Origin of the sequence: Streptomyces flaveolus (assembly GCF_014648815.1) — a bacterium.
GTDB lineage: Bacteria > Actinomycetota > Actinomycetes > Streptomycetales > Streptomycetaceae > Streptomyces > Streptomyces flaveolus.
Genome location: NZ_BMRV01000003.1, coordinates 101,709 through 120,178 on the forward strand (window position 1 = coordinate 101,709; position 18,470 = coordinate 120,178).

General features: G+C 72.7%; 19 protein-coding genes and 2 pseudogenes. 11 read left to right on the forward strand and 10 right to left on the reverse strand.

Annotation, left to right across the window (positions count from 1 at the left end):
- Nucleotides 1–4 precede the first annotated feature (4 nt).
- The gene (locus IEZ05_RS08070; protein WP_189229322.1) at nucleotides 5–1,291 is read right to left on the reverse strand and encodes a hypothetical protein; all 1,287 of its coding nucleotides are present in this window, start codon (nucleotides 1,289–1,291) and stop codon (nucleotides 5–7) included.
- A 375-nt stretch (nucleotides 1,292–1,666) separates the two neighbouring features.
- On the opposite strand from IEZ05_RS08070, the gene IEZ05_RS08075 reads away from it, so the two are divergent.
- The 3 genes and pseudogenes from IEZ05_RS08075 to IEZ05_RS08085 all read left to right on the forward strand — a co-directional run.
- The gene (locus IEZ05_RS08075) at nucleotides 1,667–1,849 is read left to right on the forward strand and encodes a hypothetical protein (protein WP_229869606.1); all 183 of its coding nucleotides are present in this window, start codon (nucleotides 1,667–1,669) and stop codon (nucleotides 1,847–1,849) included.
- Between the two features lie 160 nt (nucleotides 1,850–2,009).
- Nucleotides 2,010–2,468 (forward strand): GNAT family N-acetyltransferase, encoded by a 459-nt coding sequence (locus IEZ05_RS08080; protein WP_189229324.1) that lies wholly within the window; start codon nucleotides 2,010–2,012, stop codon nucleotides 2,466–2,468.
- A 19-nt stretch (nucleotides 2,469–2,487) separates the two neighbouring features.
- Nucleotides 2,488–2,636, forward strand: a pseudogene (locus tag IEZ05_RS08085) (IS5/IS1182 family transposase); the annotation flags it as partial.
- Between the two features lie 88 nt (nucleotides 2,637–2,724).
- On the opposite strand, the gene IEZ05_RS08090 reads toward IEZ05_RS08085, so the two are convergent.
- Together IEZ05_RS08090 and IEZ05_RS08095 are read right to left on the reverse strand one after the other, a co-directional pair.
- Complete coding sequence (locus tag IEZ05_RS08090) at nucleotides 2,725–3,138, reverse strand: hypothetical protein (RefSeq protein ID WP_189229325.1); 414 nt, start codon at nucleotides 3,136–3,138, stop codon at nucleotides 2,725–2,727.
- 231 nt (nucleotides 3,139–3,369) lie between these two features.
- Nucleotides 3,370–4,581 carry an MFS transporter gene (locus IEZ05_RS08095; protein WP_229869607.1) on the reverse strand — a complete coding sequence of 404 codons (1,212 nt, stop codon included), beginning with the start codon at nucleotides 4,579–4,581 and terminating at the stop codon, nucleotides 3,370–3,372.
- 438 nt (nucleotides 4,582–5,019) lie between these two features.
- On the opposite strand from IEZ05_RS08095, the pseudogene IEZ05_RS08100 reads away from it, so the two are divergent.
- Nucleotides 5,020–5,378: pseudogene (locus IEZ05_RS08100) on the forward strand (ATP-binding cassette domain-containing protein); the annotation flags it as partial.
- 13 nt (nucleotides 5,379–5,391) lie between these two features.
- Here IEZ05_RS08100 and IEZ05_RS08105 read toward each other — a convergent pair.
- Nucleotides 5,392–5,823, reverse strand: coding sequence for a hypothetical protein (locus IEZ05_RS08105; protein ID WP_189229326.1), 432 nt, complete (start codon nucleotides 5,821–5,823; stop codon nucleotides 5,392–5,394).
- Between the two features lie 149 nt (nucleotides 5,824–5,972).
- On the opposite strand from IEZ05_RS08105, the gene nsrR reads away from it, so the two are divergent.
- Entirely contained in the window at nucleotides 5,973–6,419 is a 447-nt protein-coding gene (nsrR, locus tag IEZ05_RS08110; RefSeq protein ID WP_189229327.1) for a nitric oxide-sensing transcriptional repressor NsrR, read from the forward strand.
- Nucleotides 6,420–6,491: 72 nt separating this feature from the next.
- Nucleotides 6,492–7,688 carry a globin domain-containing protein gene (locus IEZ05_RS08115; RefSeq protein ID WP_189229328.1) on the forward strand — a complete coding sequence of 399 codons (1,197 nt, stop codon included), beginning with the start codon at nucleotides 6,492–6,494 and terminating at the stop codon, nucleotides 7,686–7,688.
- Between the two features lie 84 nt (nucleotides 7,689–7,772).
- On the opposite strand, the gene IEZ05_RS08120 is transcribed toward IEZ05_RS08115, so the two are convergent.
- Nucleotides 7,773–8,123, reverse strand: a complete 351-nt coding sequence (locus tag IEZ05_RS08120; protein WP_189229329.1) for a hypothetical protein — start codon at nucleotides 8,121–8,123, stop codon at nucleotides 7,773–7,775.
- Nucleotides 8,124–8,369: 246 nt separating this feature from the next.
- Here IEZ05_RS08120 and IEZ05_RS08125 point away from each other — a divergent pair, with 246 nt between their 5' ends.
- On the forward strand, nucleotides 8,370–9,059 hold the full coding sequence (locus IEZ05_RS08125) for an adenosylcobinamide amidohydrolase (RefSeq protein WP_189229330.1): 690 nt from the start codon (nucleotides 8,370–8,372) through the stop codon (nucleotides 9,057–9,059).
- Nucleotides 9,060–9,118: 59 nt separating this feature from the next.
- On the opposite strand, the gene IEZ05_RS08130 is transcribed toward IEZ05_RS08125, so the two are convergent.
- On the reverse strand, nucleotides 9,119–9,379 hold the full coding sequence (locus IEZ05_RS08130) for a hypothetical protein (RefSeq protein WP_189229331.1): 261 nt from the start codon (nucleotides 9,377–9,379) through the stop codon (nucleotides 9,119–9,121).
- Nucleotides 9,380–9,509: 130 nt separating this feature from the next.
- Complete coding sequence (snpA, locus tag IEZ05_RS08135; RefSeq protein WP_189229332.1) at nucleotides 9,510–10,193, reverse strand: snapalysin; 684 nt, start codon at nucleotides 10,191–10,193, stop codon at nucleotides 9,510–9,512.
- 195 nt (nucleotides 10,194–10,388) lie between these two features.
- Here snpA and IEZ05_RS08140 point away from each other — a divergent pair, with 195 nt between their 5' ends.
- Together IEZ05_RS08140 and IEZ05_RS08145 are read left to right on the forward strand one after the other, a co-directional pair.
- Nucleotides 10,389–11,378, forward strand: coding sequence for a LysR family transcriptional regulator (locus IEZ05_RS08140; RefSeq protein WP_189229333.1), 990 nt, complete (start codon nucleotides 10,389–10,391; stop codon nucleotides 11,376–11,378).
- Nucleotides 11,379–11,459: 81 nt separating this feature from the next.
- A complete protein-coding gene (locus tag IEZ05_RS08145) occupies nucleotides 11,460–12,218 on the forward strand; it encodes a PepSY domain-containing protein (RefSeq protein ID WP_189229334.1) in 759 nt (252 codons plus the stop codon).
- 75 nt (nucleotides 12,219–12,293) lie between these two features.
- Here the strand turns inward: IEZ05_RS08145 and IEZ05_RS08150 are convergent, their stop codons facing one another.
- The 3 genes from IEZ05_RS08150 to mdlC all read right to left on the reverse strand — a co-directional run bounded on the left by IEZ05_RS08150 (nucleotide 12,294) and on the right by mdlC (nucleotide 16,724).
- Complete coding sequence (locus IEZ05_RS08150) at nucleotides 12,294–13,547, reverse strand: MFS transporter (protein WP_189229335.1); 1,254 nt, start codon at nucleotides 13,545–13,547, stop codon at nucleotides 12,294–12,296.
- A 60-nt stretch (nucleotides 13,548–13,607) separates the two neighbouring features.
- The gene (locus tag IEZ05_RS08155) at nucleotides 13,608–15,062 is read right to left on the reverse strand and encodes a benzaldehyde dehydrogenase (protein WP_189229336.1); all 1,455 of its coding nucleotides are present in this window, start codon (nucleotides 15,060–15,062) and stop codon (nucleotides 13,608–13,610) included.
- An 81-nt stretch (nucleotides 15,063–15,143) separates the two neighbouring features.
- On the reverse strand, nucleotides 15,144–16,724 hold the full coding sequence (gene mdlC / locus IEZ05_RS08160) for a benzoylformate decarboxylase (RefSeq protein WP_189229337.1): 1,581 nt from the start codon (nucleotides 16,722–16,724) through the stop codon (nucleotides 15,144–15,146).
- A gap of 94 nt (nucleotides 16,725–16,818) precedes the next feature.
- On the opposite strand from mdlC, the gene IEZ05_RS08165 reads away from it, so the two are divergent.
- Nucleotides 16,819–17,757 carry a LysR family transcriptional regulator gene (locus IEZ05_RS08165; RefSeq protein WP_189229338.1) on the forward strand — a complete coding sequence of 313 codons (939 nt, stop codon included), beginning with the start codon at nucleotides 16,819–16,821 and terminating at the stop codon, nucleotides 17,755–17,757.
- A 201-nt stretch (nucleotides 17,758–17,958) separates the two neighbouring features.
- The gene (locus tag IEZ05_RS08170; RefSeq protein WP_189229339.1) at nucleotides 17,959–18,387 is read left to right on the forward strand and encodes a hypothetical protein; all 429 of its coding nucleotides are present in this window, start codon (nucleotides 17,959–17,961) and stop codon (nucleotides 18,385–18,387) included.
- The last annotated feature ends 83 nt before the right edge of the window (nucleotides 18,388–18,470 follow it).

An 18,470-nucleotide genomic window follows, 5' to 3' on the forward strand; every position in this document is an offset into this window, starting at 1 on the left:
CCTGTCACGCGCGCACGCGCGCGTCCCCGCTCGTCGGCCGTTCCCAGCCTGGAAGCGGCAGGGTGCGGCGCCAGGCGGGGGCCACGAGTACGGCTGTCAGCATGGCGGCGACGGGTGTGAGGGCGAGCGGGAGGTAGCCGGTGAGGTGGCCGGCGTTCCCGGTCAGGGCCGGGAGCAGGGACGCCCCGACCGCCACGTACAGCCCGACGACGGTGAGCCGGATGCCGGGGGAGGTACGGCAGACACCCCTCCAGGGCCGGGTTGCCGTGTCGGGGGTGGTCGTCTCCTGCGTCGCCGCGCCCGTCAGGCGGCGGATGTCGGAGCGGGAAACGGAGCAGTCGAAGCTCTGGCCGTCGGGGGCGACGAATGCCGCCGGGACCAGGCCCGCGCCGTTCACCATGCTCCAGCGCCGGGACCAGACCAGCCAGCCCGTCCTCTCGCCGAACTCCGTCGCCAGGGCGAGGATCTCGGCACGGTCGACATGCAGTTCGACCGCGGTCACACCGTCGACTTCGGCGCTCAGCCAGACCCTGTCGACCACCTTGGTGCTGCCGGCCCGGCCGCCGACCGTGGTGCGGGCGTCGTGGACCGCGGTCAGCCGCTCCACGTACCCGGCGTTCACCCGCCCCGTCGCCGCGTCCTCGGTCAGCAGCCGGCGCGGACCGTACGCGCTGACCCGCTCCGGGTTCACGACGGCGGCGGCCGCCCAGCACGCCACGAGCAGGAGAACCGCGAACGGCATCAGCGTCCCGCCCTCGAACGGCACGTACCAGGGTGAGAGGTACGACGAGAGGTCCACACCGTCGTCCACCCAGCCGCCCAGTCCAGGGCGGCCGGGTGCGTGCAGAACCCGGACGTCCATGCCCTCCTCCGGCGACGAGCCGACGATCCCGCGGTCCACGGCGAGCACCGTGCCATCAGCCAGTTCGACCCGCAGATCCGCGAAGTAGTAGGCGCCCCGCTTGCCCTTGCCGACTCCGGTGGGTTCCCGGTCGTCGGCCTGGACGACGGTCCCGGTCGATATCTGCGGCTGCGCCCGCTGGATCGCGTCGAGCGCCTCGCTCTGGGTGCCGTCCGGCCGCAGCCCCACGAGGAAGGCCGAGGCGATGGCGGTGGCGGCGAGCACGAGGGCGAACGCGGGGCCGAGCGGGACGGGGAAAGACCGGGGGAGCGCTGAGGGGATCGGCGGAAGCTCCTCGTCGAGCCCGGGGGCGGGCGGGCCCGGCTCCGACAAGGGCGCCCGGCGTGTGGCCACTACCCACCCCAGACCGCACACGAGTGCCATCGTCATCGAGACCAGCATGTCGACGCGCGGCGTCGCGGCGGTGAACCGTACGACGGGAAGGAGGACTACGGCCGCCGCGCATATCAGCGCCGCCGTCCCCCATCCGCGTGTCCAAACCGTGGATCTTCGCATCTCCACATCCAACCCTGTCGACGGCCTCGGGGGGAGCCGGGGCTGATCCACCGCGATCTGCCCAGGTGTTGCGCCGGACGTCCACCACCTACCAGCCGAGCGCGCCACGAACGTCTCCGGCCCCAAGGCCCTTCCCGGCAACCGTTTCGGCCCGGCGGGGGTCCTCTCTGTCAGGTCCCGCCCGGGGCTGCCGGAAACAAGGGAGGGGGAGTGCCGTGGGGGTCCGTGAGCTGGTCCGCGAGTCCACGCTTGACCGTCGCCGGTGCCGGGCTGCTGAGTTGCTTCCTCGCCCACGGCGCCTGGCAGACCTCCCGCACGCCTGCGAAGGGCCGCCGTCGGGGCCTTGCCGCCGTGACCGCTGCCGGCTTCACCGGGGCCGCCGCGACGGCTCTGTTCCTGCTGCTCTACGCCCCGGGCTGCGACTGCCTGTGACACCGCTCGGCTGGTCGAGGCCCGAGGGCCTGCGGGCGGGGCAGCACATCGCTGGGTTGCTCGTCCGACTGACTGCGCGCGCAGGATCCGGGCCGCCCGCACACGGAATCAGAAGTGCGACGGGGGGGCGAGAGGAGCTTGGCGCGGTAGTCTGACGATCATGGCGGACTGGGGGATTCGGCCGGCTGCGATGGCGGACGTCGAGGCGGTGGCCGAGCTGCGGGCCGTGGTGCTGCGGGCAGATCTGGAACGGCTCGGGCGGTATGACGATCAACGAGTGCGGCAGCGACTGCGGAACGGGTTCGCTCCGGCGCACACCTGGGTGATCGAGGTGAGCGGCGCTTTCGCCGGCTGTGTGTCGCTACGCCCGGCTGAGGACGCCCACTGGCTGGAGCACTTCTACCTGGCCCCGCACCTGCAGGGAAGCGGCATCGGAACGGCCGTGCTGCGTGTGCTCCTGGAGCGGTGCGACCGCGATGGCACCGTGGTCCGGCTGAACGTGTTGCAGGGCAGTCCGGCCCGGCGGCTGTACGAACGGCACGGATTCACGCGCGAGACCGAGGATCCGGTGGACGTGTTCATGGTGCGTGAGCCGACCCCAGGCGTGCATGACGCATAGTCACCTTGCGGGTGTGCGGCTGGGAAGACGCCAGACCGAACATGCCACCCCGAACCGAAGGACCAGGGGGCCAACCGCAAACGCGGTGGCAGTGGGGGCGGCCGGCCCACCGGCTTCGACAAGACGATCTACAAGCAGAGAAACGAAGTCGAGCGCACGGTGACCCGCACCGACCCTACGGGCCGCAGCACCCCGGTCCGAGCCGAAGCCGAGGCCGGCCAGCTCCCGCCACAGCTGCCGGCCACCTCAGCAGAACTCACCAGGAACTGGCCGGCGGTCCAGCAGATTCCAGGGCGGACCGCACTTCCTCGACCGTCGGGGGACCGGGGTCACCAACGGGCTGACCGACCTCTGACGACCAATCGGGACGGAAACGCGCCACGAAGTCGGCGAAGTCGGTCCGCAGATACCGAGAGTCCGACGGCTTCAGCCGGATCTGCTGACGGCTGTCGGCCCACCAGACCTCGAAATCGGCCACCGTGCCTTCCACCGGCCACTCATCGCCGCGTTCCGCAAGCAGCAGGACGTCGACGAAGCCCCCGACACTCAGTCCGATGTCCACGAAGATCCCGATCGCCCCGGGCCGGGGAACCTTCACGACGGTCCCTTCGAAGACCTCCCCGAAGCGCAGCCCCTGCCGGATCCGGGCCCACTCGGCATCTGTCACCACGGACGCATCCTCGCACCCCTCGGGTCCGCGACAAGTCCGGGCCTCGTGTCGTCGGATCCGCCGCTGTGTGCCGCCGTGCTTCCCGACGATCGTCCTGGTCGGCCGGGCTGGGGGTGGATGCTCTCCGGGCCGTCCGGGCGGGATTGCTTGCGGGGTTCGTCCTGCGAGGCCGCGCCGGGCCGCCTTGGGCCGGATGGCAGGCGGACGCAGTGCCGTGTGTGCATGTCGACCTCATTTGCGGTGCTTGCCGTGGCGTGGCCGGTGGTGGGTGCTGCGGGTGAAGGCGCAGGCGAGGCCGAGGCATTGCAGGACGGCGCAGACGGTGATCACGGTGTGTATGTCTGCCGGGTTGACGAGTGCCATGAGGATGCCGGCGAGGGGGTAGGGCAGGAGCAGGATCAGCACGGTCACGGACAGGGTGCTGCCGAACACTTCGGCGGGAATGAGGTGGGATCGAAGGGTGCGAAGTACGACGGTCAGGACGCTGTCGCCGGCCATGAAGACGGCGGTCAGGACCAGGTAGGCGGGGTAGGAGCCGGCGTGCGCGATGAGGAAGCACGGCACGATGGTCACCAGAGCGGCACAGCGGCCCACCCTCGTCAGTCCCCACCGGTCGATCGTGACGCGGCAGGTGGTGACCGCAAGCAGCGAGGCGGCGGCCGCGCAGGACCACACCAGGCCGACCGAGGCGCTGGACTGGCCGAGTTGCTTCACCACGATCACCGGGGTTGCCGCTTCCAGAAGACCGAGGGCCAGGTTGGACAGTGCCAGCCCCGCCACCAGCCATGCGAGCCTCGGCAGCGCGCGCAGGGTGGACCAGCCGGTCCGCCACCCCCGTGCCCCAGGCCCGGTTGCTTGTGGTGCCGACGGGGGCGCGTGACGTGTGCCCGGGGCGATGGCGGCCGTGAGCATCGATAAGCCGCTGATCACCGCGAGCATGCCGCTGGAGCCGCCCTGCTGCAGCAGGAGGCCGCCCGCCGCGGGGCCGGCCAGAGCAGCTGCCTGGTCGATGCCCAGCAGGACCGACTGGACGCGGTGTGCCGCGCCGCCGGCGTCCCGGCTGACGACCGCGCCCGTGCTCTCGGCCGCGATGTAGCTGAACTGGGTCAGGCACCCAGCGCACGCGGCCAGGAGCAGTACCAGGCTCGAGGCCGTTCGGACGTCGGTCATGGCCAATGTGGGCGCCGCAAGCCCCGCGACCAGCGCCCGGGCCGTGGCGGCCAGCCGGAAGACCCGAGCGGGTCCGAAACGGTCGACGGCCATGCCGGCCAGACTGAACGTGCACAGCCGTGGCGCCCACGCCAGCATGAAGGCGATCCCGGTCAGCGACGAGGAGTTCGTCGTGCCCAGCACCAGCAAGGGGATGCCGTAGGTGGCCATGGAGGCCGCGGCCGCATCCGCGAGGCGAGGCAGATACACACCCCGTACCCGGCCATGGGTCACGGTGCGGGCATGCCGGGGCGGAGCGGACCGGACTTTCGTAGATATCAAGGAGACGTGCTTTTTCTGTGAACGGTAGCGGCGGTCAGTGATCGACAAGCAGGAAAAGGCGCAAGCCATGACAAAGTGACTTTTCTCGGCGAACCCCTTCCTACGAGAACTGGGCAGGCCACTTTCCGGACCGTGGTCACACAGGCGGACCCGCTCCCCGGCAGGGAGCGGCCGCCCGACGCCGTACAGCCCCCAACGGACGCGTGGGCGCTGCGGCGTAACACCGATGATCAACCGGCTCACTTCTAAGAGCGTGATCAACTTGCTAAACGTTACGCCGGGTAAGTCAAGGTCACGCATGCCGAGGCGAGTAGCCGGACCGCGCGGCTGGTGGCGGGGAAGGACGTCGACCGAGTCCGCGACAAGTTCGGGCCCGATGTCATCGGACCTGCCCACATCGACGGCCGCAGCCCCCGGGCCGCCCGGGAGCGGGCGCTGAACCTCCTCGGCGCCGTCGGCCTCGCGGACCAGGCCGACCGCCGCCCCCACCAGCTGTCCGGCGGCCAGCGTCAGCGCGTCACCATCGCCCCGGCGCTGATGAACGACCCCGGGGTGCTGCTGGTCGACGAGCCCACCAGCGCCCTCGACCACGAGCGTTCCGCCGCCGTCGTCGGCTTGATCACCCGCCTCACCCACGAGCGGGCACCGCCACCGTGCTGGTCACCCACGACCACGCCCATCTGGCCGCGGCCGACCGTGTCACCGAGGTGCGGGACGGACGCCTGAGCGTGCCCGCGCCGGCCTGCTGACCGGGACCGCCGTTCAGGCGGGGTCGGGGCGGAGCCGGTCGGCGGCACCGGGCGGCTGGATCCGCATGCCGGGCCGGCGCCGGTGGACCGTCAGATACGTCACCCCGTCGGGCCCGGCCTGGACGGCGCGCGTCGCACCGTGCGGCAGCCAGGTCAGCAGCCCCGGCCGCAGCGGCCGGTCGCCGTCGGTGCAGACGAGGGTGGCCGCCCCGTCGAGGACGAGCAGCAGGACGTCGAGGTCGGGCTCGGTGTGGGTGCCGACCCGTCCGGACGCGGGAACGCGGACGACGTTGGCGTCCAGCTGGCGTCCCGGTTCCGCGAGCCGCCACAGGGCACCGGTCGGTGCGTCCCCGGCGAGGGCCAGGAGCTCCGCGGTGTCGCACAGGACCCGGGGGAGGGGAGTCCCCTCGGCCGGGGTGGGGGTGCCGCCGTCTTCCGCTGTCATCGGATGCCACCGTCCGCCGTGCCCAACCGCGGCCGCCCGCCGCCCCGTTGGGCGGCCGTTCCGGCGCGGCCCGTCAAGTGACGCACTCCACAGGGCCCCCAGCCGCAGGTAAAGGGGAATCTAACATGCGTATTTGTTAGGGTCCCGCTGTGCGGCTGACGAAATTCACCGACCTGGCGCTGCGTTCCGTGATGCGCCTGGCGGTCCTGAAGGACGGCGACGACCCCCTTGCCACCCGCGAGGTGGCCGAGGTCATCGGCGTGCCGTACACGCACGCCGCGAAGGCCATCACCCGCCTGCAGCACCTCGGTGTGGTGGAGGCCCGGCGCGGCCGTGGCGGCGGACTGACACTGACCGACCTGGGGCGGCACGCCTCGGTCGGCTGGCTGGTCCGGGAGCTGGAGGGCGACGGCGAGGTCGTCGCCTGCGAGGGTGAGACACCGTGCCCGCTGCGCGGGGCCTGCCGGTTGCGGGGTGCCCTACGCGCGGCCCAGGAGGCGTTCTACAGCGCGCTCGACCCCCTGACCGTCGCCGACCTGGTGGCCTCGCCGACCGGTCCGGTCCTGGTGGGGCTGACGGTTCGCCCGTCCGGCTGACGGGCGGACGGGGCGGCACGTGCCGACCTGTGACTCAAAACACGAAAATCATCTACCAATTAAGGAGTCGCCGTGCTCTCCGAACAGTCCGTCCCCGTGGTCCGGGCCACCCTTCCGGCGGTCGGAGCGGCCATCGGTGACATCACCGAGCTGTTCTACCGGAAGCTCTTCGACGCCCACCCCGAGCTGCTGCGGGACCTGTTCAACCGGGGCAATCAGGCCAGCGGGGAGCAGCAGAAGGCACTGGCCGGGTCCATAGCGGCGTTCGCCGGCATGCTGCTGGAGCGTCCCGACGCCCGTCCCGACGCGATGCTCTCCCGGATCGCGCACAAGCACGCCTCCCTCGGAATCACCTCCGACCAGTACAAGGTCGTCCACCGTCACCTGTTCGCGGCGATCGCGGAGGTCCTCGGCGACGCGGTCACCCCGGAGGTCGCCGCGGCCTGGGACGAGGTCTACTGGCTGATGGCCAACGCGCTCGTCGCCATCGAGACCCGCCTCTACCAGGAGGCCGAGGTCGCCGAGGGGCAGGTCTGGCGGCGCATGGAGATCGTCGAGCGGCGCGAGGAGAGCCCCGACGCCGTCTCCCTCGTACTGCGGCCCGCCGACGACCGCCCCGCGCGGCCGTTCCGCCCGGGCCAGTACGTCAGCGTCCAGTCCGAACTGCCCGACGGCTCGCGGCAGATCCGTCAGTACAGCCTGTCCGCCGCACCCGGCCGCTCCGACCGGCGGATCACCGTCAAGCGCGTCCGGGGCGCCGGACAGCCGGACGGCGAGGTCTCGTCCTGGCTCCACGCCACCGCGTGCGAGGGCGATGTCCTCACCGTCTCCGAGCCGTTCGGCGACCTCGCGCCGGCCGAGGGCGACGGCCCGCTGCTGCTGGTCTCCGCCGGAATCGGCGTCACCCCCATGCTGGCCGTGCTGGACCACCTGGCCGCCACCGGCACCGGCCGTCCGGTCACCGTCGTCCACGCCGACCGCACCCCCGCCGACCACGCCCACCGGCAGGAGCAGATCGACCTCGTCGGCGCGCTCCCGGACGCCCGGATCCACCTCTGGTACGAGGAGCCCGGCGACCAGGCGCCGGAGGCATCGGCCGGACTCGTCGACATCGAGAGTCTGGACCTGCCCGCGGGACTCACGGTCTACCTGTGCGGCCCGGTGCCCTTCATGCGCGCCGTCCGTGGCGACCTGCTGCGCCGCGGGGTGCCCGCCGAGGCCGTCCACTACGAGGTCTTCGGCCCCGACCTCTGGCTCGGACAGCAGTAGAACCGCCGGGCGGACGGACGCCCGACCGCCGGCACCGGGTGCCGGCGGCGGACCCCGCCGCCACCGGCACATTGCGCAACGGCGTTAGGCCGCTGCGGTGAAGGCGGTGCTGATGGCGGTGTCGACCCGGGCGTGCACGACCAGTCGGGGGCCGGTCGTGTCGGCGTTGTCCTCCAGCAGCCGCCGGACAGGGGCGCTGTGGGTGACGACGCTCATCAGGACACCGAGGCGACCGCACCACTGGTGGGCCCGGAGCACGGCACTGACGGCGGCACCACTGGAGGCCTCCTCGGTCAGGACGATGACGACCGGAGCCGGCTGGTGGGCGTCGACGAGGTGCGTGATGTGGGTGGACAGCGCGGCCCGCCCGTCGATTCCCGGATCCTGATCCACCGTGATGACGAGGACTCCATGCTCCAGGGTGTGGGACAGCATCGTGGTGGCCTCCGATCTGACGCCTGATGGCGAAGTGCCTTCAGTGAAAGTGCCCCGGACCCGCTCCGCAATGCGCGGCGACGGCGACACCGCCGAAGGGGCGTTCCCGGCGTTCCCGTGCCGCGGCACCGGGTGCCCGGTGAGGCGGGGAGCGGGACCGTGCTCCCGAAGGGCGCGGCGGGCCCGCGCACGGCCGCCGCGTACGATCGTCCGGTCCGTCCCCGAACCGGCAAGGAGCCCCGACCGGTGCCCGCCCTCCTCCCCGCCCCCCGAACCGGGCCCCGTCTGCTGGACCTGGAGCGCCTGACCCGCGTGGAGGACGGCGAACGGCTGCACGCCCTGCTGTGGCGGCCCGGGCCGGGCTGGCGGATGGCCGGCAGCGCCGTGCTCGGCGGCGGCATCGCCGACTGCGCGTGGGTCCTCAACGCCCAAGTGGCGCACGGATATCGACGCACCGACCCCGCCCGCCACCTCGCCGACCTGGCGCTGGCCGCCGGAGCCGAGGGACGGGGCATGGGCCTGATGACCGCCGCCGACGTCCGCGACCCCGGCCGCGCGCGGGACGGCGGCACGGAGGCCGTCGTCACCGCGGGCGTCTCCGTGCGCGGATGGGCGGCCGCACCGCAGGAGGGCGGCACGGGGACACCCGGGCCGGGCACCATCAACATCCTCGCCGCCCTGCCGGTGGCCCTGAGTGACGCCGCCCTGGTCAACGCGGTCATCACGGCGACCGAGGCCAAGGTGCAGGCACTCGTCGAAGCGGGCCTCGACTGCTCCGGCACGCCCACCGACGCCGTGTGCGTCGCCGCCCGCGCGCCGCAGCCCGGCACGGAGGCCCACGCCTTCGCCGGCCCCCGCTCCGAGTGGGGCGCCCGGTTGGCACGGGCCGTCCACCGCGCCGTGCACGACGCGCTGCCCGCCGCCGCGCACGGCTGAGCCGGCCCAAGTCCCGCGCGCTCGCACCCGGTTTCGGTGGCCGACGGCCGCCCGAGCGGCTACAGCGAGTTCCTGCGCCGTATCGCCGCCGCGCGCAGGGCCAGCGCCGCGGCCAGCAGCACCCAGGCCACGGCGCAGTACGCCCAGGCCGTCGCACCCCGTGCCACGCCGACGGCGCTCCAGACGGCCCACAGCGCGAGCACCACGCACAACGCCGTCCACGAGATGTCGGCGACGCGGGTGCGCAACTGCGCGCGCTGCCGTGTGCCGGGTTCCAGATCGCCGAGACCGTTGCCTGCGGGTGCCTTCCGACCGTCCACGTAGGGCTCCTTCGCTGGAGTACTCACGAGTGGGCGTCGGGTACCCCCTCGGGGGTCTCGCAAGCGGTCCGGGCACGGATGCGCGGGGACGGCCCGCTCCGGCCGTCCCCGCGACTGTCCTCACGTACTGTCAGCGCTGTCCGCTCTTCTCCAGCGCCTTGTCCAAGGCGGCCGCGAACCCGTAGGCCCACAGCTGGTTCACCCGGCTGCGCTCGGTGGCGTTGGGGTACGCGTTGGTGCAGGACGGGCCGGGGCCGCCGCCCGACATCAACTCGCTGCACGGGCCGGTGTAGTGGTCGGGCAGGCCGAGCACGTGCCCGGTCTCGTGGGCGGTCACGCGGGTCGAGTCGTACTGCCGGTTCTGTGCGTAGTCGAGGAAGATGTAGCCGCTGCCGTGACCGTCCGTGGAGGCGTACGAGCCGCGCGAGTCGTTGCCCTCGTAGTACGAGAAGTCGGCGCCGGAGCTGCTCTCCTGGAGTCGTACGTTGGACACCGAGCTGTTCCAGATCTGGGCGCTGCGGGATATCTGGGTGCGGAAGCTGGGCGCGTTTCTCGTGCTGTAGTAGACGGTGACGGCGGCCGTCGAGGACGGGTTGGCCGCCCGCTTCTCGGCGACGGACTTGACGACCGCCTCGAAGAACTCCTGGTTGGCGCGGGCGTCTTCGCCCGAGCCGGCCGAGGGCTGGTAGCCGGCCTGCGCCGCGGGGGCCTGGGCCTGGGGAGCGGCGGCCGTCGCGGCCGGGCCGGTGCCGAGCACGGCGGCGGTCAGGCCGAGGCCGACCGCGGTGGACAGCAGGGGCAGGGTGATGCGCATCGATGACTCCTTGTGTGGGGGAGTGGGGAGAAGTCGTCACCGGTGAGTGTGGGGCGCCCAGGAGCCCGCTGTGATGATGGCAACAGGCGATAGGTCCGGGCTATCGCCCAGGTTCTGCCGGAGTGCAGAACTCGCCCTGTTCCGCCGCGTTTTGTTCACCTGGCGCAACCAACTGTTCCGCTCTACGCTCCCTGCATGGAGCTCGAGGTGAGGCACCTTCGCGCGCTGTGCGCCATCGCCGACGCCGGCAGCCTGCACCGGGCGGCACGCCAACTGGGCGTCACCCAGCCCACGTTGAGCACCCAGCTGAGCCGCATCGAACAGGCCCTGGGCGGGCAGCTGTTCGTCCGGGAACGCAGCGGCTGCCGCCCCACCCCGCTCGGCCGCACCGTCCTCGGCCGGGCCCGCCCGCTGCTGGCCGACATGCGGACCCTCGTCCGCGAGGCCCGCGCCGCCGCGGCCGGCGGTGACAGCCGGCTGCGCGTCGGCTCCACCGCGAGCCGGGCCCTCGCCGGCTGGCTGCGCCGGCTCAGACGCCCCGGCCTGGAACCGACGCTCCAGATGGACGTCTCCGCCAACGCGCTGCTGCGCAGGGTCGGCGACGGCCAGCTCGACGTCGCCTTCGTGCACGAGGTGGAGGGCTGCCCGCTGCGCGTCCCCGAGGGCCTGCGGCTGCGGGTCCTGATCGAGCGCGAACCGCAGTTCGTCATGCTGCCCGCCGACCACCCGGCGGCGGTACGCCCCGTCGTCCACCTCACCGACCTCGCCGACGACCGGTGGATGGTCGACCCCACCGTCGACGGCGAATGGGACGGCGTGCACCGCATGCTGCGCGCCGTCGGCCTAGACCCGCGGGTCCTGCACGGCGACTACCACACCGCCGCGTCCCTCGTCGCGACCGGCGAAGTCGTCACCGTCTGCCAGCCCAGCTCCCAGTCCCGCCCCGACATGGCGGTACGGCCCCTGTACGGCGACCCCCTCGGCGTGCGCCTGCTGCTGGCCGCCCGCACCCGGGCCGAACTGGACGCGGTCTACCCCGCGCTCGAGGAGGCGTACTGGGAGGTCGCCCGCCAGTCCTCCGCCTACCGCGAGTGGCTGGAGGGCCCCCGGCCGCCCGCCGTGACCCCGTGCTCACCGGCGTCCGGAGCGGGGACCGACCGGACGGAGTTCGTTCCCGCCCGCTGAAAAAACGGACGATCCGGCCATTCAGGTGTTTTCCCTCCCGAACCGGTATGACAACAGGGCCAAACGGTTACGGAGAGGGGCATGAGCTCTGCGCGACGACTTCCCCCCATGCGTTCGATGGCCGTGATGTGTGCCCTGGGCAGTTCCGTACTGCTGATGACGGCCTGTACCAATGCCGATACGACACGTTCGAGTGTCGCCGAGGCGGCACCGACCGGTTCCCCCACCGGCACCGCTTCCCCGACCAACACCACTTCCTCCCCCACCGCCTCCCCCTCCGCCTCGATGGACGAGGACAAGGCCGAGCGCAAAGCCTTGGTCCCGATGGCCAAGGTGACCTGGGACAAGGCCGCCGACACCGCCGTCAAGGAGGTCTCCGGCAGCAAACTCGTGGACCTCGAACTGAAGAAGACCTCGGCCGAGGCGACCGCGTCCCCCACGGGCTCGCCGATGCCGAGCACCCCGAACCCCGCCCCCAGCACGGGCGCCCCCGAGTGGGAGGCCAAGGTCGCCACCTCCGACGGCACCGTGCACCGCATCGACATCGACGCGGTCAGCGGGAAGGTCTTCCGCACCCAGGCGGAGGCGGACCAGGACGCCGACGACAAGAAGGAGATCGCCGACCGGCTGAGCAAGGCCACCCAGACCCCGCAGCAGGCGGTGAAGGTCGCCACCGGCAAGGCCAAGGGCACCGTCACCGGCGTCGAACTCGACGAGAACGACAACCAGCAGGTCATGTGGGCCGTCGACGTCGTGGACACCAACAACTGGAACGAGACGACCGTCGGGGTCGACGCCACGAACGGCAAGATCCTCAGCGAGAACGTCGACACCGACTGAGCGCCGGTCCGGCAAGCACTTCGGGAGCAGCGGGCCATCCAGCCCGACTGCTCCCTTTCCTCGTGCCGTTCGCTGTCAGACGGCGGCCTCGACGGCCTCCGTCGCCTCGCCCCGCATCCGGCCCGGCAGGGTCAGTACGGCCAGGAAGCCGCAGACCGCGACCGCGGCGAAGAAGTAGAAGCCCCACGGGTGACCGATCCCCGAGGAGACCAGGGCCCCGGTGATCGACGGGCCGACGATCGAACCGATCCGGCCGATGCCGGACGCCGAACCGAGCGCCGTGCCGCGCACGGAGGCCGGGTAGAAGTTCGTCACGTACGCGTAGACGAGCACCTGCGCGGAGAAGACGAACACACCGGTGAGGAAGACGACCGTGTTGAGCAGCAGGTCGCTCTCCATCTTGACGCTCAGACAGGCCAGCATGAGCACCGACACCGCGAACCAGCCCATCGTGGTGCCCTTGATGCCCCGCCGGTCGGCGACCCACCCGCCGAGGACCAGGCCGACCACGCCGCCGACGTTGAGCACGAGGAGCTGGGTGACGGCGGTGGGAACCGGGTAGCCGGCGTCGTTCATGAGCTTCGGCAGCCAGGTGTTGAGGCCGTAGACCAGCAACAGGCCCATGAACGAGGCGACCCAGATGCCGATGCCCGCGCGCAGGTACGCCGGCTTCAGCAGCTCCGTGAACGGCACCCGCGCCGCCCCGTCCCGCTGGGCCCGCACGAAGGCCTCCGACTCCGGCAGCTTGAACCACTGGACGGCGGCGACGACGAGGCCCACGACGCCGAGCACGTAGAAGAGGACCTCCCAGTCGTCGGTGACCTGGAGGGCCAGCAGCGAGGTGATGACGGCGCCGGTGTGGTAACCGGTCATCGTCAGGGTGCTGGCCCGCGCCCGGCGGCTGGCCGGCATGTGCTCGGCCATCATGGTCAGCGAGACCGGCATGCAGGCGCCGAGACCCAGACCGGCGGCGAGGCGCAGCGCGGCGAACATCGCCACGGAGTTCGCCAGCGGCACCACGATGGTGAAGACCGAGAACACCACCACCGAGCCGATGAGCAGGCGGCGGCGCCCCAGCCGGTCGGCGAGCGGTCCGACGCAGACCGCGCCGATGGCCACGCCGACGAGTGAGAGCGTCGCGACGGTGGTCGCGTCACCCGCGGTCATGCCGAGATGGTGGGTCTTGAGCAGGGTGGGGATGATGGCGCCGAGGACGACGAGGTCGTAGCCCTCGAGCAGGACGGTGATCCAGCACAGGAGCACGGTCCATCTGCTGTTTCCGGTGGCGCCGGTGCGGGCCGGCGCGTCGGACGCGGTGGCGGAGGCCATGGTGACATTCCCCCCAGGGACGGGAGTGGGCGAGCGGACGGGGAGGAGCGGGGAGGGTTCTCAGAACGGGTAGTCGGCGATGTCCGGGCGGACCGTGACCCACTGGGTCTCGGTGAACGCCTCGATGTTGGCCGCGGCGCCGCCGAATCGGGAGCCGGTGCCGGAGGCCTTGACCCCGCCGAAGGGGGCGTTGGGTTCGTCGCCCACGGTCTGCTCGTTGATGTGGATCTTTCCGGAGTCGATCCGGTCGGCGAGCTTCATCGCCGTGCCGACGTCGCCGAGGATGCCGACGGACAGTCCGTACTCGCAGTCGTCGACGATCCGCGCGGCCTCCTCCAGCGTGGAGAAGGAGATGACGGGGGCGACGGGGCCGAAGATCTCCTCGCGCCAGGCCGGCATGTCGGTGGTGAGGCCGGTCAGCACGGTGGCGCGGTAGCAGGCGCCGTCGATCTCGCCGCCCGCGGCGACCTTCGCGCCCGCCGCGACGCTGTCGGTGACGATGCCGTGCACCCGCTCCAGCTGACGGCGGTCGATGATCGGGCCGAGCGCGACGTCCTCGCGCGCCGGGTCGCCGACGGGAAGCGCCTCGGCCTTCGCGGCGAGCGCGGCGGTGTACTCCTCCACCAGCGACTCGTGGACGATGTGCCGGCCGGTCGTCATGCAGATCTGGCCCTGGTGCAGATAGGAGCCGAACGCGCCCGCCGAGGCCGCCCTGCGCACGTCCGCCCCTGGCAGCACGACCAGCGCGTTGTTGCCGCCCAGCTCCAGGTGGGCCCGCTTCAGCAGCCGGCCGGCCTGCTCGCCGATCGCCCGGCCGACCGGCGTGGAGCCGGTGAAGGAGACGACCCGGACCTCCGGTGCCTCGACGACCGCCTTGCCGACCGAGCCGTCGCCCGGCAGCAGGTGGAGGACGCCGGCGGGGAGTCCGGCCTCCTCGAAGATCCGGGCGATGGCGACACCGCCGCTCACCGCCGTGCGCGGATCCGGCTTGAGCAGCACCGCGTTGCCCAGGGCGAGGGCGGGGGCCACCGAGCGCAGACCGAGGATGAGCGGGAAGTTGAAGGGCGCGATCACGCTGACGACACCGGCCGGACGGCGGCGCGCCAGTGACCAGCGGGCCTCCTCGGAGGTGAGCACCTCGCCCTGCGGATGCGTCGGCAGGCCCGCGCACTCGAAGCACTCGCCGATCGCGAGCCCCACCTCGAAGCCCGCCTTGGTCCGCACCGAGCCGGCCTCGCGCACCAGCCAGTCCTCGATCTCGGCGGCGTGCTCGGTGAAGAGCTCGCCCGCGCGGCGCAGTACGGCGGCCCGCTGCTGCGGGGAGGTCGCCGCCCACGCGCGCTGGGCCTCGGCGGCCCGGGCGGCGGCGCGTCCCACGTCCTCGGCGGTGGCCAGGCCCACCGCGCCGAGCGTGTCACCGGTAGCCGGTTCGACGACCGGCTGCTCGGCGGGGGCGTCCTGCCAGCCGTCGCTGAAGAACTTCCCGCCCCAGACGTCGCTGTCCAGGAATGTCATCGTCTTCCCCTTCATCGGGATCTACGGGTGCCGAGCGCCTCGGCGGCTCCGGGCGCTCGGCCGGTCGGTCGGGCCGGGCGGTCAGGACGGCGTGGTGAGTGCCGTGTCCACCTGGATCAGCCGCGGACCGTCGGGCCGCTCGGCGAGCGCGGCACGCAGCTCCTCCACACCGCCGACGTGCCGGGCGCGGACGCCGTAGCCCTCGGCGATGCGGGTGAAGTCCAGTCCCGGGATGTCCAGTCCGGGAGCGTCCGGCACGCCGAGCAGGCCGCCGAACCAGCGCAGCGCCCCGTACGTGCCGTTGCGCAGCAGGACGACGGTCAGCGGAACCCGGTGCTGGGCGGCCGTCCACAGGGCGGTGATGCCGTAGTTGGCCGAGCCGTCGCCGACGACGCCGACGACCGGGCGGCCGGGCTGCCCCATCGCGACGCCCACCGCGCCGGGCAGTCCGAAGCCGAGGCCGCCGGCCGCCGGGAAGTAGTAGGAGCCGGGGCGGCGCAGGTCCATCTGGCGCCACCACGCGGCGTTGGTCGACGTCGACTCGACGACGTACGCGGTGTCCTCGGGCAGCTCGTCGCGCAGCGCGGCGAAGACCTGCTCGGGGTGCAGGCTCGGCCCCTCGGCGGTGAGCGGCTCGGGCACCGGCAGATAGGCGCCCGCCGGCTCGGCAGGGGCCTCGAGGGTCTTCAGCAGCAGGTCGATGACGGCGCCCGGGTCGGCCACCAGTGCCTCGCCCATCGGTGCCCGCGCGGCGGCCGAGGCGTCCTCGGTCACCTGGACGAGCCGGGTGCCCTCGGGCAGATACCGGCCGGGCAGGTACTCGTGGTACCGGAACACCGGGGCGCCCAGCACGAGCACCAGGTCGTGGCCCTCGAACGCCTGCGAGACCGGCGCGATGCCGGCGGGCAGCACGCCCCGGAACAGCGGGTGCCGGTTCGGGAAGGGCAGCCGGAACTGCGACGGGGCCGCCCACACCGGCCCGCCCAGGCGCTCCGCCAGCCGGACGGCGTCGTCGAACAGGCCCGCCGAGTCGATGTCCCCGCCCAGCACCAGCGCGGGCCGCCGGGCGGCGGTGACCCGTTCGGCGAGCCAGCGGCTCTGCTCCCCGTCGGGCACGGAGGCCCGCCGCACCTGACGGTCGAGGACGGCGAGGCTGTTGTCGCCGGCCTCGGCGGCCCAGTCGTCGTAGGGGACGGAGAGGTACGTCGGCCGTCGCTGGAGCCGCGCCTCGAAGACGGCCTGGGCGAGCGCCCGCGGCACGTCCTCGGCGCACGCCGGCTCCGCCGCCCAGCCGACCAGCGGCTTCATCAGGGCCGGGGCGTCGACGCTGGCCAGGTTGGCCTCCGGGCCGACGGCCGGCCGCACCTGCTGACCGGCGACGACCACGAGCGGGGTGCGGGAGGCCACGGCGTTCGTCAGGGCGCCCATCGCGTTGCCGGAGCCGGAGGCGGCGTGCAGGTTGACCAGCACCGGACGGCCGGTCGCCTGGGCGTACCCGTCGGCCATGCCGACGACGGCACCCTCGTGCAGCCCGAGCACGTAGCGGAAGCCCTCGGGCAGGCCGGCGAGGAAGGGCAGCTCGTTGGAGCCCGGATTGCCGAAGACGGTGGTGAGGCCCTGGCGCTCCAGGAACTCGTGGGAGACACGACGCACGGATGGCACGGACGTTCCTTTCGAAGTGACGTCCGACACGCTAAGCACCCCGCGACATGGGCACCAATAGATGTTTCGGCGGCCCGATATAGAGTCCATCGATATGGGCACCTTCGATCTCAACCTGGCCCGCGTCTTCGTCCTGCTGTACGAGACCGGCAGCGTCACGGCCACCGCGGAGACGCTCCACGTCACGCAGCCCACCGTCAGCTACAGCCTGGGCAAGCTCCGCCGGCACTTCGACGACGAGCTGTTCCGCCGCACCGGCCGCGGACTGACGCCGACGGCGGGCGCCCGGCGGCTGTACGAGCCGCTGCAGCGTGCCCTCGCGGACATCGACGGGACGGTCCGGCAGGCCGACACCTTCGACCCCGAGACCATGTCGGGCCGCTTCACCATCGCCCTGTCCGACCTCGGCGAGGCGACCCTGCTGCCGCGGCTCCTCGCCGCCGCCCGCGAGCGGGCACCGGGAGTGTCCTTCACCGTGCGCCCGTTCGACGTGGAGGACGCCGAGAGTCATCTGCGCCGCGGCGACCTGGACGCGCTCGTGGCCACGCCGGTGCTGACCTCGCACCGGACCGTGCGCATCCCGCTCTTCCAGGAGCGGTACGTCCTCATGGTCGCCGCCGACCACCCCCGCGTCCGGGGCGACGCGGTCACCCTGCCGGAGCTCGCCGCCGAGCACCACGCGACGGTGTTCGGGCCGAGCGGCCACGTCACGCCCCGCGCGCTCCTGGCGGCGCACGGGCTGCTCGACCGGGTGGTCGTGGACGCCACCCGCTTCTCGATGCTGCCCTACCTGCTGGAGCAGACCGACCTGATCGCCATCGTCCCCGAGTACGTCGGGGAGGTCTTCACCGCCTCCCACCGGGTGCGCCTGGTGCGGCTCCCGTTCGAGACCGAACCGATCGAGGTGGCGCTGTACGCCCGCCACGAGTCCTCGCGCAGTCCGGCGCAGCGGTGGCTCGTGCGGTTCATGGCCGAGGTGCTGGGCGAGCAGGTGAGCCCCGCCCAGCTCCCGCCGACGGCGGCGGTGACGTAGCCGTCACGGCCGGGGCGCTCACCCCTTGCGGCCCGCCCCGCCGAACAGGGCGAGATCGGCGGGGAGTTGGTTGTGGGGCCGACGCCGTTCGCCGGCGCCGGAGCACCGAAGTGCACGGCAACAGGACGAGGCGGCGTCCGGATCCGTGACAGCCGGGCGCGGCACGTGTTTGCCGCCGGAGTGACAGGCAAGGCGGAGTCCATGAGCGATCCGAACAAGGACACGAACCAGAAGACCGACACCACCCGGACGGCCGCGTCCAAGGCGCGCGGTGCCGCGGACCGGGCGACCGCTCCCGCCTCGCGGACCGCGAAGTCCGCCGGCGGCAAGGCCGCTGACGCGGGGTCAGCGGCCAAGGCCGGGGCCGAACGCTCGGCCCAGGCCGCGTCCGGGGCGGTGCAGACGGCGGCCAAGGGCGTCGAGGCCGGCCGGCAGGCGGTCATCACCACCTCGGGGCACGTCGCCACCACGGCGAAGACGGCGTGGACGGTCATCGCCCAGCGCCGCCTCGTCGCCGCGGGCGTGGGCGCCGGCCTGACCGCGCTGAGCGCCGCCTCGTACGCCATGGGCCGTCGCGCGGGACGCCACACGCACGGCCCCCTCACCCGGCTCACCGGCGGCCGCATCTGACGCCCGTCGCCCGGCGCGCCGGGACCGGCGGTCACGCCCGTCCGGGGACGCGGCCGGGCAGGACGGGCCACCGGGAAAGCCGA